At 55.9% G+C, this 13,132-nt stretch carries 11 protein-coding genes; 6 read left to right on the top strand and 5 right to left on the bottom strand.

What is annotated here, in order from left to right; genetic code table 11:
* Positions 1–88: 88 nt before the first annotated feature.
* Genes MKX63_RS06525 through MKX63_RS06510 form a run of 4 tightly spaced genes read right to left on the bottom strand, consistent with a single transcriptional unit; the run spans position 89 to position 3,827 of the window.
* The gene (locus MKX63_RS06525) at positions 89–1,084 is read right to left on the bottom strand and encodes a Gfo/Idh/MocA family protein (protein ID WP_341016041.1); all 996 of its coding nucleotides are present in this window, start codon (positions 1,082–1,084) and stop codon (positions 89–91) included.
* A 14-nt stretch (positions 1,085–1,098) separates the two neighbouring features.
* The gene (locus MKX63_RS06520; protein WP_341016040.1) at positions 1,099–2,052 is read right to left on the bottom strand and encodes a 1,4-dihydroxy-2-naphthoate polyprenyltransferase; all 954 of its coding nucleotides are present in this window, start codon (positions 2,050–2,052) and stop codon (positions 1,099–1,101) included.
* Positions 2,053–2,084: 32 nt separating this feature from the next.
* The gene (locus MKX63_RS06515; RefSeq protein ID WP_341016039.1) at positions 2,085–2,858 is read right to left on the bottom strand and encodes a DUF6081 family protein; all 774 of its coding nucleotides are present in this window, start codon (positions 2,856–2,858) and stop codon (positions 2,085–2,087) included.
* A 48-nt stretch (positions 2,859–2,906) separates the two neighbouring features.
* Positions 2,907–3,827, bottom strand: a complete 921-nt coding sequence (locus MKX63_RS06510) for a prenyltransferase (RefSeq protein WP_341016037.1) — start codon at positions 3,825–3,827, stop codon at positions 2,907–2,909.
* A 171-nt stretch (positions 3,828–3,998) separates the two neighbouring features.
* Here MKX63_RS06510 and MKX63_RS06505 point away from each other — a divergent pair, with 171 nt between their 5' ends.
* The 6 genes from MKX63_RS06505 to MKX63_RS06480 all read left to right on the top strand — a co-directional run bounded on the left by MKX63_RS06505 (position 3,999) and on the right by MKX63_RS06480 (position 12,497).
* Positions 3,999–6,368, top strand: a complete 2,370-nt coding sequence (locus MKX63_RS06505) for a bifunctional diguanylate cyclase/phosphodiesterase (protein WP_341016036.1) — start codon at positions 3,999–4,001, stop codon at positions 6,366–6,368.
* Positions 6,369–6,490: 122 nt separating this feature from the next.
* A complete protein-coding gene (locus MKX63_RS06500; protein ID WP_341016035.1) occupies positions 6,491–7,114 on the top strand; it encodes an acetate uptake transporter in 624 nt (207 codons plus the stop codon).
* A 261-nt stretch (positions 7,115–7,375) separates the two neighbouring features.
* Positions 7,376–9,520 carry a bifunctional diguanylate cyclase/phosphodiesterase gene (locus MKX63_RS06495; RefSeq protein WP_341016033.1) on the top strand — a complete coding sequence of 715 codons (2,145 nt, stop codon included), beginning with the start codon at positions 7,376–7,378 and terminating at the stop codon, positions 9,518–9,520.
* Between the two features lie 84 nt (positions 9,521–9,604).
* Positions 9,605–9,916 (top strand): hypothetical protein, encoded by a 312-nt coding sequence (locus tag MKX63_RS06490; RefSeq protein WP_341016031.1) that lies wholly within the window; start codon positions 9,605–9,607, stop codon positions 9,914–9,916.
* A gap of 405 nt (positions 9,917–10,321) precedes the next feature.
* A complete protein-coding gene (locus MKX63_RS06485) occupies positions 10,322–10,798 on the top strand; it encodes a DsrE/DsrF/DrsH-like family protein (RefSeq protein ID WP_076080972.1) in 477 nt (158 codons plus the stop codon).
* A 181-nt stretch (positions 10,799–10,979) separates the two neighbouring features.
* Positions 10,980–12,497 (top strand): aminotransferase class V-fold PLP-dependent enzyme, encoded by a 1,518-nt coding sequence (locus MKX63_RS06480; protein ID WP_341016030.1) that lies wholly within the window; start codon positions 10,980–10,982, stop codon positions 12,495–12,497.
* Here MKX63_RS06480 and MKX63_RS06475 read toward each other — a convergent pair.
* Positions 12,483–13,121, bottom strand: a complete 639-nt coding sequence (locus MKX63_RS06475; protein ID WP_341016029.1) for a TVP38/TMEM64 family protein — start codon at positions 13,119–13,121, stop codon at positions 12,483–12,485. The two genes, MKX63_RS06480 and MKX63_RS06475, sit on opposite strands and share 15 nt — an antisense overlap.
* Positions 13,122–13,132: the final 11 nt, after the last annotated feature.

Here is a 13,132-nt window from a genome sequence, read left to right as displayed (position 1 = left end):
CCCTCTCCTCACCACAAAAGCAGCGATTCCTCCGTAACTGGAAGAATCGCTGCTTTTTGGCGTTGTTTATGAAAATGAACTCAAATGATTACCCTAAGCGGATTCGCTCACGCCTCCGGGCGGATTCCAGACAGCTCTCGATTAACCTCATATTCAGCAGCGGGTCCTCTTCCGCAATCCAGGGCTTGCCGCTGAAGACTGCCCTGGCGAAATGGTCGGCCTGCTGGACGTAAGGGTTGGCTCCGACGGCTGCGACACGCCGGGGCTCACCGCCGCCGTACACGAAGAACTCCGCATCATCGAATCTCGCATTGAACGGCATCGGAACCTCAATCCGCCCCTGCGTACCGAGCACCTCCAGCAGCTGGCGGTTGTACGCCCACATCCCGCAGTCGAAGATCAGGCTCTTCCCGCCGGGGAACTCCACCAGCCCGGAGGCAACCATATCTACATTGTCATGCTCCGGCGAGAACAGCGCGTGCACGGTTACAGCCTCCGGCTCTGTACCGAACAGCAGCCGCGCCGCAGTGAGCGGATAGCAGCCGACATCATAGAGCGATCCGCCTCCCCAGGCAGCATTGAAGCGGATGTTGGAGGTATCCGTAGCATCGTTGTAAGTGAACGTGCCGCGGATGGTACGCACTGCACCGATCTCGCCGCTGGCAATAATCACCTGCAGCTCATTGATGCGCGGATGATGCCGGTACATATAAGCCTCCGCCAAGTGAACGCCCGCCTTCTGGCAGGCCCCGACCATCTCGGCCGCCTCACGGCTGTTCAGCGCAATCGGCTTCTCGCATAGGATATGCTTACCGGCTTCAGCCGCGCGGATCACCCACTCACAGTGCAGATGATTCGGAAGCGGAATATAGACAGCATCCACCTCCGGGTCCGCAAGCAGCTCTTCATAGCTGCCGTATGCCTGCTCAATGCCGAATTCGGCGGCTACGCTGCTGCTCTTCGTGAGTCCCCGGCTGGCCACCGCCCGGATCACCCCGGTCTTGGACTCCTGGATAGCCGGCATGACCGAGCCTGTAGCGATCTGCGCACAGCCCATGATTCCCCAGCGAAGCTTCTCTGCCAAAGTTATCACCTTCCTTATCTTAGTGTGACCCATATAACAGCTATACCCAGCACAAGGATTCTTGCCGCACTCATCAGCACGAAATTCTTCACCGCCAGAATGAAGGTCGTGCCTTTATGCTGCTCCTGATAGAAGCGTGCAATATTGCGGCGCAGCGGAATCAGGGTCAGCAGGAGCAGCAGGACCAGGACCGGATGGACCCCGAGCAGCACCAGTACAATCAGATCGGCAAAAGACACATAATAGAGCAGCCTCCACAGCAGCAGCACATTCTCCCGTCCGATGTACACCGGCAGCGTGTATCTGCGGTTCTCAATGTCATCCTCAATATCGCAGATATTGTTCGCGAGCATAATTCCGGCAATCCCCAGTATTGCCGGGACGGAGAACCAGAACAGATACAGCACCTCAAGAAAATTAATATGCAGGCTGATCCATTCGCCCTTCAGCAGCAGCGTGACCACCGCCTGGTCCGAATGAATATAGGCCGAGATGAAAATAATGACGAACCCCATGAACAGCCCGGAGAACAGCTCACCGAGCGGCATCCGCGAGATGGGGATCGGTCCGAAGGAGTACAGGATGCCGATCAGGAAGGAGAGTCCTCCAAGCAGGAATACCAGCAGTCCAGTCTGGAATACCAGGGCAATGCCCCCGCCTGCCGCCAGCACAAGGAGAATGACGATCAGCGTCACCACCGTAGACTCCTTCAGCTTGAAGCGGACAATCGGATTATGGGTCTCATACCCGTAGCCATGGGTTTTGGCGGCCTTTTTGAAATCATAATAGTTGTTGATCGCTGTTGTCGCCATATCAAAGCTTAAGAGGGACACCAGCATCAGCACGAAGCGCAGGATATAGAAGTCCTCGAACCGGTACAGGGCATACAGCGTCCCCAGCAGCAGCGGAAGCATACTGGCCACCTTCGTCGGCAGCTCGACAAACTTGAAGAAAGTTCTTAGATTCACGGCTATTCATCCTTATCAGTCATATGAGCACGTTACTGTGCGGTGGTTGTGATAGTAACCGGCGACCATTCAGCTATAACCGTCTGGCCATGTGCCGACACGCTGCCTTCCGGGGTCAGGTCCTTCTCCGTCATAATGCCCAGAGCGATGGTGAAGCTGTTGAATTTCACGGGCACATTCCGCTCGCGCCGCACTTCATTCCCATTCACATAGAAGACAGCCTCATTATTGCCCCGATGGTAGGTGATGGCGTACGTGTTGAATTCACGCGGCTTGAAGTCCGTATCCTCCTTGAAAATACAGAAGTATTTGGTGCCTCCCGTCTCGGGTACGGTCACCCCGGGGAACGGAAGGATGCCGTACACACTGGCATATTTATCATTGCCCGCAAAGAAATCAAGTGCCGCGCCTGTGGTAAAGTCCAGCAGATTCAGCGACACATAGCCGTCATACAGATCCCCCGGAGCAGTCCCCTGCGTGCGGGCGCGGATCTGGAGCTCGAAGCGGATTTCGCCTTCCTCCGGAATCTCTACCGGCTGGGCCGAATAGTACATATGCTTGGCATTATCCAGAATTTGCACCTGATCATGGCGGCGGCTCAGCTGAGCCCGCACATACAGATGATCATTACGCACGATCACCACCGCTTCCGGCTCACGATACGCCCAGAACGAGCCGTCCGGCAGCTTGAAGCCGCCCGTTTGCCAGACCTTTCCTTCCTCCAGAATGGTATGGAAATCCCCGATTACCGTTTGCTTGCCCTGCGTTGCAGGTATGCCTTCGTTCGCTGGCAGCTGCTTGTCCATGAATTCTCCCGCTTTCTGTAGTGTAGTAGCCTATCATTGATATATATTTTAAAAAAGACCCTGGATCAGCAGCGCCACTGTCATGACCGCCCCGCAGCGTACCGATGCGCGCTGTGAAGCCCCCATAAGCGGCAGGTAGGCTTCCGACGGATTCTCCGGCAGGAGGCTGCGGTAGATCCGTATCGGGGCAATGGCTGTCAACAGAGCGAGCAGCGCATATACCGGCAAAATATGAAGCAGCACACATGCAATCAGCGAAGCGTAAGAGATATAAAGCAGCACCTGGGAGAAGATCAGCGCTCTGCGTTCCCCCCATACCACGACCAGTGTAAGCTTGCCGGCCTGCTTGTCAGCTCTCCAGTGCAGAAAGTGATGATTGAACAGCAGCAGGGTAGTGAGCAGGCCGCTGGGCAGCGACAGCAGCACCGGCTTCAGGCTGAACGCCCCGGTCTGAACGAAATACGCGCCTAGCACCGGCATGAGTCCAAAGGACAGGAAGATGGCAAGCTCGCTGTAGCCCTTGCCACGGTATCCGAACTGCAGCGGCGGCGCCACATAGAAATAAGCGATCAGTGCCCCTCCGGCCACGAACCAGAGAATCTCCCAGCCGCTGTACAGGCTGAGCAGCAGGCCGCAGCCAGCCGCAACGGCCAGCAGCCCCCAGGTCAGCAGGGCAAACAACGACTCACGCATGACGCCCCCGGACAGGAACCCCGAGTTCGTGGAGATCGCTCCAGGAGTATGCTGGGCCTCCGTATCGGTTCCGTTGCGGAAATCCCACAAGTCATTTACCATATTGGAGAATAAATGCGCAGCAGCCGCTCCAATGAACGTGATTACAAATAAAAACGGATGGAATACTCCCTGCCATACATAGGCCCCGGCCGTTCCCAGGACAACCGGTATGAGCATAACAGGGATCACTCCAAACCGTGAGGCTTTCTTAAATAGAGTCCACTTCTCCATCATGCCAAGAGTAATCTCCTTTTATTATTATTTGATAATTATTATCATTAAATTATTATACATCAAAATTCGACACTTCGGGCAGATTTACGCTGCAAAATATTCCCTAATCGTGGTACACTATAATCGATGGTACTTATTTCCTATTAAATCTTAAATAATGAAGGGGATCAGATGAAACTCCGCAAAAAAATAATCATCTTCATTAGTTTTGTCGCTATCCTCGGCATTGGCACCACCTATCTGATGCTTCACCTGATTCTGCTGAACCGCTTCGAGAAGCTGGATGAGGCAGAGCTGGAGCGCAACCTGAGCAAGGCTACCGCCGCTTATCATCAAGAGCTGGAGAACCTTAGAACAGGACTCCTTGATGTTGCCGTCCGTGATGAAACCTACCGGTTCATGGAGAGCGCAGCGGCTACCGGCTCTGCTGACACCCGCAGTCCAGCTGCCGCCTTCATCCGCAGCAGTCTTGAACCGGCTGCTTATCCAATGAATCATTTCGATATGATTGCCCTGCTAGATCTGGACGGACAACCGCTGTATGGCGGCTCTTATGATCTGCAGGCAGGAATAGTCACCCCTTTAACCCAGGAGCAGCTAACGCTAATGAAGCTGATTCGAAGCCGTCTGCCTGTGCCGGGGGCTCCCGGCGAGAGCAGGAGCGGCTTCGTTAATCTGGACAAGGGGACTATGCTAATTACCCTTACCCCTATTCTTAACAGCACCAAGGGCAAGCCGGTCATCGGAACAGCCATTGCCGGACGGATGCTGCACCAGGACGGGATCGCGCAGATCTGGGAGGATACCCTGTCCACGGTGGAGATGTCGCGCCTCACCACCCCCCTGCTTGCAGACAGCGGAGGCGAGCGCGTCTGGACCGGCCCTGTCCGGGGCGGGCAGATGTGCATCCATACTGTACTAGACGATCTGTTCGGTGATCCCGGAATGGTCCTCACCCTGAAGGAACCCCGCCAGTTCTACAACAGCGGGCTCAAGTCACTCTCCACCTTCCGTATGTTCTATTTCATCTCCATTATGTTAATGCTGGGCGCAAGCCTCCTCTTCGTGAACCGGTTCATTCTGAGAAGAATGTCTTCTCTGGTCCGCAACATCCGTAGAATCGGCAGCAGCAAGGATCTGTCGATCCGGATTCCCAGCTCCGGGCAGGATGAATTCAGCGAGGTTGAGGTCGAATTCAACCGGATGATTGATTCGCTGGAGCAGACCCAGGACGAGCTGCGGCAGCAATCGATGCTGGACCCGCTGACCCGGCTGCCCAACCGCTCACTGTTTTTCGACAAATTGAATGAAGCGATTGCCGCCGTCAAGGGAAGTGACCGGCAGATCGTCTTGGTCTTCATTGATCTGGACCATTTCAAGACGGTGAACGATACCCTTGGCCATGACTTCGGCGATTCTATCCTGAAGGAGACTGCGTTCCGCATCACACAGGTTGTCGGCAAGCGTGATGTGGTCTCCCGGCTCGGCGGGGATGAATTCACCATTCTGCTCTACGATGTGCCTGATGAAGACAGCATTGCCCGGCAGCTCTCCCGGATTCAGGAAGCCCTGTCCATGCCGCACCGGATCAAGGGACATCTTCTATATAATACCGCCAGCATCGGCATCAGTATTTATCCGCAGAACGGGGAAGACGCCGATTATCTGGTCAAACAGGCGGATCTGGCCATGTTCCACGTCAAGGAGACCGGCCGCAATAATATTTTTCAGTATTCAGAGGATCTGGAAGCAGGCATCCGGCGCAAAAAAGTGCTGGCCCAGCAGCTCCTCTCCGCTGCCGCCGGGAACGAGTTCGAGCTGCACTACCAGCCGATTCTCAGCACGGGGCATGGACAGGTGTCCAAGGTGGAAGCCCTGCTGCGCTGGAACAATCCGGGCTATGGCAACATCTCACCGGCCGAATTCATTCCGCTTGCGGAGAGCAGCGGCTCCATCGTCGGCATCGGCAGCTGGGTGCTGCGCCAGGTGTGCTCTGATATGCGCGATTTCCGCAGCCGGGGGCTTGAGCTTACCGCCGCAGTGAACATCTCCGCGCTGCAGCTCATGCAGCCGGGCCTGCTGGAGCTGCTCTTAGAGCTGCTGGATGAATATGAGCTGCCGGCCTCCAGCCTGGAGCTGGAGATCACGGAGAGCGTGCTCGTCTCCGGCGACGGCATCTTCCTGTCGCTGAAGCAGCTTCGGGCCCACGGGTTCCGGATCTCACTGGATGATTTCGGTACCGGCTTCTCCTCCCTCAGCTATCTGCGCCGCTTCCCGGTCGATGTGATCAAGATTGACCGCTCCTTCATCTCCGAGATGTCACGGGAGGCCCAAGGGGATGTGCTCGTCAAGGCGATTATCGAGCTGAGCCATAATCTGGGACTGCGCGTAGTCTCTGAAGGCATCGAGCATAGAGAGCAATTCGACATGCTGCGGGAGCTGGGCAGCGACGAGCTTCAGGGTTACTATATCAGCCGTCCGCTTCAGGCTCAGGCGCTGTATTCTTTTCTGGAGCAAGGTAATTATTACACCGGGCGGTAACAGACTTCTTTTATAGGCAAGCTACGGGCGATATGATATGATAGGCAGGCTGATAACAGCACCCGGTCCAGGGTGCTGTTATCCTATGCGAACACTTATGAAAATTGGAGGCTTTCATTGTTATGTCAGCGCAACCGCACACCTCACAGTCCGTCAAAATCGTTACCGCCGACCCCAGCGCCATCGGCTTGTTCGGACTAGCCATCGTTACCCTGGTCGCTTCTTCACAAAAGCTCGAAATTACAACAGGTCTCAGCTATGCTATTCCATGGGCCATCTTCCTTGGAGCCTTCGCCCAGCTATTTGCATCCATCCAGGATGCCAAGCACAACAATACCTTCGGCATGACTGCCTTCGGCGCCTATGCGTTCTTCTGGTTCGGCATGGGAGCAAGCTGGCTGATCAAGCTCGGTGTGTTCGGTGCAGTGCTGGCAGAGGGCGTTGATCCCAAGCAGCTGGGATTTGTTTTTGCAGGATATCTTGTGTTCACACTCTTCATGACGCTCGGCGCCGTTGAGGCGAACCGCGTACTGCTGATTATCTTCATCCTGATCGACTTCCTGTTCCTCGGTCTCTCGATGGATGCCTTCGGCGTTGCTGCGGAATTCTTCCATAAGCTGGCTGCCGTATCGGAAATGGCGATCGGTATCGTATCCCTCTACGGCTGCGGCGCATCTGTGCTCAACGCCCACTTCGGACGTACCTTCCTGCCGATGGGTGCCCCGCTGGGCATCTTCAAAAAATAACTCCGGCCTTCCTGCCGGGCAGGGCCATGCCCTTCTGTCCAAAAACTCGGATAAATGCTTACTGCCCTTTTATGCAGACGGTGTTTATCCGTTTTTGGATTCAGCCGGGTTTTGTTAGGAATTCCCTTGCGCAAACACGATAATAATGACATGCTATAGAGACCCAAGCGACATTTATCGACATTTCCCTGCGGTCTAGGAACCGCTTATTATATGCTTTGACATCTGCGGCTTTTATTTTTCCGGTATCGGGGGCAATCCATGGCTTTCCTCAGTAAAAAGCCTTTAAGCATCATCATCGGCTTCATTATCGTCCTGCAGCTCTGCCTGTTCTATTACTATTCCGTATCCCTGGCCCGGGAATATAGAGCCGAGAAGGCGGATCTGGCCTCACAGGCGGTCATGCTGGCCTCGAACATCGAAGAACGGGTGGCCATTGTGAAAGGGGTCAGCTCCTTTATCCAAACCGTCGGCTTCGATGCCGATCCGGCCCTGATTCAGAGCTACCTGGCCACCGCACACGCCAAGAACACCAGCAACGTCACGAATATCATGATCGCTCCGGATGGTCTGATCCGCTACCTCTACCCGCTTGAAGGCAATTCTTCACTGCTAGGCAGAAGCCTGCTGCTGGATTCCTCCCTGGCCTCTCCCGGCATGATCCAAGAAACGCTACGTTCCCGCAGCATTACAGTAGACGGTCCGCGCACACTTGCCCAGGGCGGCTATGGCATGGTGATCCGGCAGGCCATCTATAAGGATAACTCTCTGGAGGGCATCGTCTCCGTCACCGTGAAGATTGATAATATCATTAACCAGCTCGTGTATAAGGATAGTAATATCTATGTCACTGCCAAGGATCATACCTTCCTGTTCGGCAATAAAGCCCGTGCGTTGGACCCGCGGCTCACGGTTCCCGTCAACACCTACAATCAGCATTGGCTGATGGGGATTTCCCTGCCCTCCCACAAGAAATGGCAGGTGCTGCTCAGCGTGCTGTGGATTGATCTTGCTTTTCTGCTGGTGATTGCCTTCATTCTATATATCTTCTGGTATCAGAGCCGCTTCAACCGTGAACTGGAGCGGTTGGTCAGCATCCGGACCCGTGACCTGCGTATTTCCAAGCGTCTCTATGAGAAGCTTGCCCATTACGACAGCCTGACAGAAATCCCCAACCGGCGCTTCTTCATGGATGAATTCGAGCGTCTGCTGCAGAGCTCGGAGCCGACGCAGACCTATACCTTATTCTTTTTCGACCTGAACCGGTTCAAGGAGATTAATGATACGCTCGGGCATTCTACAGGGGACCAGGTGATCAAGACCCTGGCCGGACGGCTCAAATCCGGGGGTCTGCCCTTCAAGCTGTTCGCCCGTACCGGCGGAGATGAATTCGTGATGATCTTCGCGGGTCTGCCGCACACGGATATTCCTGTGATCGCCGGGCGGATCAGCACGCTGATCTCACAGACTCTCCTGATCTCGGGAGCGCATCTGAGCCTGTCGACCAGTATCGGCATCTCCCTGTACCCCGAGCACTCGCAGAAGACGGATGATCTGCTGAAATTCGCCGATATGTCGATGTACCAGGCCAAGTCGCAGGAGGATGCCAATTACTTCATCTTCGACTGGGATCTGCGCGAGAAGCTGGAGCAGAAGACGATGATCGCCAAATATCTGCACTCCGCCCTGGAGCGGGAAGAATTCGTGCTCCACTATCAGCCCCAGATCAACGCCATCACAGGGGAAATGATCGGGATAGAGGCACTGATCCGCTGGAATCACCCCGAGAAGGGGCTGATTGGACCAGGGACGTTCATCACTGCAGTCGAAGAAGCGGGGCTGATGATCCAGCTGACCGACTGGGTGCTGCGTGAGGTGTGCCGCCAGCTCTGCGAATGGCGCAGCCTGGGGATGCCGCTGCTGCGGACTTCAATTAATATCTCCAACAGCTGGTTCTACAACCGTAACCTGATTGAGAATCTGCTGGCCGTGCTTGACGAGTACGGACTGGATACCGGTGTGCTGGAATTCGAGATTACCGAGAGCACCGCGCTGCTGGAGGAGCATTATCCGCTGCTGCAGCAGATGCGCGATCACGGCATCATCGTCTCCATCGATGATTTCGGCACGAAATATTCTTCGCTGAATTACCTGAAGCATTTTCCCGTGAACAAAATCAAGATTGACCGCACCTTCATCACCGGCATCGGCGTCAGCTCCATAGATGAGACCATTATTAAATCCATCGTCTTCGTCGCCTCCCAGCTTGGCTATGACCTGATTGCCGAAGGGGTCGAGACGCCGGAGCAGCTGGCCTTCCTGGTGCAGCATAATTGCCCGCATATTCAGGGATTCCTGTTCTTCCCTCCGCTGCCTGCCGATGAGATCCGCAAGCTGGCCTCCTGAAGCTGTCAGGATGCTTTGCACGCGGGTATGGCGGTCGTTATAATTAGCTTAATTAAGATGTTACCCCGAAAGGATTCTGAGACCATGAATAGATTAACCATCGGCGAAATGGCCGGAACCGCCCTGTTTGCGCTGATCCTCGCCCTCCTGGCGTACCGGATTATCCGCGGCATGCCGAAGATGGCCGGAGACATTACCGCCTTCCGCAAACGGACCCTCGTCTGGACCCAGGTCGCCCTGGTGCTTACCGTCCTTCAGCTCAACTTCAAGGCCGGGGACTGGCGCTTCGGCATTATCCTCGGCCTGATCGTCCTGTTCACCGGTAGCATCTGGCTGTCCGCCCGCCGCTATGACAACGCCCGCCAGGCTGAGTCTGAGCATCGGGATGGGCATTGAGGCATACGGTACGAATTAGTATCAGAGAGCAGAGATAGCGGATTGGGCGGCAACCTGGAGTAACCCGGCCACCAAATGTATGCTGTTGTTCGCATACATTCGGGCCATGCGCCTGCGATGAGCACAATGTATGCTGTTTTCCGCATACATTCGGCCACACGACCTGCATGTGAGCACCATGTATGCTGTTTTCCGCATACATTCGGCCACACGACCTGCATGTGAGCACCATGTATGCTGTTTTTCGCATACATTCGGGCCATGCGCCGCTGTACCAGCTAATATATACGTTTCAGGCTCCCGCCAGGGAGCCTTTTCTGTGTCTTCCGGCCGGACGGCAGGCATACTTTCCCTCTCCCTAACCATACTAATGACATTCTATGGATACCGATGGAGGGCTGATGAATGGGCAAAAAACTGAATCTGCTGATGTTCAGCGGGGAGTATGACAAGGCGATGGCCGGGCTGATTCTGGCGAATGCAGCCAGGGATATTGAAGTGGAGGTTACGATGTTCTTCTCGTTCTGGGGGCTGTTTCTGGTCCGGGACCCGGAGACTATGACGCTGGAGGATAAGAGTATCTACGAGAAGCTGATGGATGTCATTACACCCAAGGGACCGGAGCAGCTGCCGCTCTCGCGGATGAACTTCAGCGGGCTTGGCAAGCTGATGCTGGAGGAGATGATGGAGGATCAGGGAGCACCGAAGCTGATCCATTTCCTGAAGGGCGCGCGCAAAAAGAACATCAAGTTCTACGCCTGCAAGCTCTCGGTGGAGATCATGGGCTTCAAGCCGGAGGAGCTTCTGCCCGAGGTGGAGATTATCGATGCCGCCGCATATCTGAAGGATGCGCTGGAGAGCGATATTCAGCTTTTCATCTGATCGTTATGGGCGTTAACCTAATTACATCACCGGGCATATACTGAGGCAGACGAAGACGGACCGGTTACGCCCGGCGGGTATGCGGAGGCTGCGACACACACTTTACTTGCCTTGAGCAGCACCAGTGCCTGCCGGAATCCGTCTCAAATGATAGAGCATTCATTGCCTGGAGGGATTGTCCGTGCTGAGTATCCACCGCGCCGCTGCGGCAGACGCGCCGTCTTCACTGCAAGAGCATTTCGCGGCATTCCGTGAGCACACTGTCGGCAGCCGCCATCTGATCTCCACCCCCTATGGACGGCAGCCGCTGCTGTATGCCGACTGGACGGCCAGCGGCCGCCTGTATGAGCCGATTGAGCGCAAAATACAGGAGAGCTTCGGCCCCTATGTCAGCAATCCGCATACTGATTCCAATACCACGGGCCTGACCATGACCCTGGCTTACCATGAAGCACGGAGCATCATCCGGCAGCATGTGAATGCCGCCCCCGCAGATGCCCTGCTCTTCTGCGGCAACGGCACCACCGGCGCGGTGAACAAGCTGCTGCGGATCATGGGCCTGAAGCTGCCGGAATGGCTGAACCAGGAAACCCTCTGCGCACCGGAGGAGCGCCCGGTTATCTTCGTCAGCCATATGGAGCATCATTCCAATCTGCTGCCCTGGCAGGAGAGCTTCGGCGATGTGGTTACCGTTCCCTCCGGGCCGGGCGGAGAGGTGGATCTGCAGCGGCTCGGGGAGCTGCTGCAGCTCTACCGGAACCGCCGCTTCAAAATCGGCTCCTTCACCGCCTGCTCCAATGTCACCGGCATCGAGACCCCGTATCATCAGCTTGCCTCACTCATGCACCGGCATGACGGGGTATGCTTCGTGGATTTTGCAGCAAGCGCCCCTTATCAGGAGATCAATATGCATCCGGCAGACCCGCAGGAGAAGCTGGATGCCATCTTCTTCTCGCCGCATAAATTCCTCGGTGGCCCGGGAACCGGCGGCGTGCTGCTGTTCGACACCGCGCTCAGCAACGGCCGGCTGCCGGATGAGCCCGGCGGCGGCACCGTGGTATGGGTGAACCGCTGGGGCGGACGCCGCTACATCGATGATGTGGAAGTGCGCGAGGACGGGGGCACTCCCGGCTTCCTGCAGGCGATCCGCACTGCCCTTTGCGTGAAGCTGAAGGAGCAGATGAACGGAACCGGACAATATATGATCGTCCGCGAACAGGAGCTATGCCGGAAGCTGCTCTCGGGGCTGGTGCAGATTCCCGGCTGCTCCGTGCTGGAGGGCACACACCGCAAGCGGCATGGCATTGTCTCCTTCACGCTGAAGGAGATTCATTACAATCTCGCGGTACGGCTGCTGAATGACCGCTTCGGCATTCAGGCACGCGGCGGGTGCTCCTGCGCCGGTCCGTACGGCCATCAGCTGCTCGGGCTGAACCCGGCGCAATCCCAGGCGTTCATCCAGGCGATCCATGCCGGGGACCAGTCGCTGAAGCCGGGCTGGGTCCGCCTGTCCCTGCACCCGATCATGACGGACCGGGAGATAGAGCACATGGTCTTCGCTGTACAGTCTATCGTCAGTAATATTGCTGAATGGAGTAAGGATTACCGCTACAATGCGGTCACCAACAGCTGGCCTCATACCGGAGAGAGAGGCGTTACAGAAGGTGTGGAGGAGATCCGTGAATTATTTGCGCTGTAGCGGCGCTTGGCCGCGCAGCTCCCGTTCCCGCGCCAGCCGGGCAAACCTGGCTTCAATCGCTTTAACCCCCCAGAGTGATGCTCCGATAAACAGCAGCACATAGATAATCTCCACCGGATGGCGGATGAACCGCTGCACATCATTGCCGATGTAGGATACCGCAAATACCATAATGGCTTTGCCGGCACACAGCGCAATCAGGTAGGAACGCAGCCGCATTCCGGCCAGCCCCGCCGCCATATTAATCGCCACGAACGGACCCACCGGAAACAGACTAAGCAGGAACACATAGCTGAACCCGCTCTGGCGGACCCAGGTCATCGCTTTGGCTACCTTGGGCCGTTTGGCCCACTTGGCGAGGTAGGGATGTCCGGCAATTTTGCGGATGATCAGGAAGGTGACCGTGCAGCCTGCAACCAGACCGATCCAGGAATACAGGAACCCCAGCCATAACCCGTACACCGCTCCGTTAAGCCCCACAATCGCTATAGTCGGCAGCGGGGGGACGAACGATTTCATGAAGGTAAGCCCCACACCCGGCAGCGGCCCGAACGAGCGGTATTGCTCCAGCAGCTGCATCAGGCGCTCCTCGGTCAGCCATGACATAATATTTAGAAAGAACATTTCTTCAGCGC

It is taken from the genome of Paenibacillus sp. FSL R7-0179, assembly GCF_038002265.1.
In the GTDB taxonomy this organism is placed as follows: domain Bacteria; phylum Bacillota; class Bacilli; order Paenibacillales; family Paenibacillaceae; genus Paenibacillus_AQ.
The sequence above is the reverse complement of the archived record's forward strand: the minus strand, read 5'-3'. Positions and strand labels throughout refer to the sequence as shown.

What these genes read in the sequence shown, in the direction of transcription:
- MKX63_RS06510 (WP_341016037.1), bottom strand. Translation starts at nt 3,827, where the DNA reads ATGATGGAGAAGTGGACTCTATTTAAGAAAGCCTCACGGTTTGGAGTG.
- MKX63_RS06500 (WP_341016035.1), top strand. Translation starts at nt 6,491, where the DNA reads ATGTCAGCGCAACCGCACACCTCACAGTCCGTCAAAATCGTTACCGCC.
- MKX63_RS06515 (WP_341016039.1), bottom strand. Translation starts at nt 2,858, where the DNA reads ATGGACAAGCAGCTGCCAGCGAACGAAGGCATACCTGCAACGCAGGGC.
- MKX63_RS06485 (WP_076080972.1), top strand. Translation starts at nt 10,322, where the DNA reads ATGGGCAAAAAACTGAATCTGCTGATGTTCAGCGGGGAGTATGACAAG.
- MKX63_RS06505 (WP_341016036.1), top strand. Translation starts at nt 3,999, where the DNA reads ATGAAACTCCGCAAAAAAATAATCATCTTCATTAGTTTTGTCGCTATC.
- MKX63_RS06490 (WP_341016031.1), top strand. Translation starts at nt 9,605, where the DNA reads ATGAATAGATTAACCATCGGCGAAATGGCCGGAACCGCCCTGTTTGCG.
- MKX63_RS06475 (WP_341016029.1), bottom strand. Translation starts at nt 13,121, where the DNA reads ATGTTCTTTCTAAATATTATGTCATGGCTGACCGAGGAGCGCCTGATG.
- MKX63_RS06495 (WP_341016033.1), top strand. Translation starts at nt 7,376, where the DNA reads ATGGCTTTCCTCAGTAAAAAGCCTTTAAGCATCATCATCGGCTTCATT.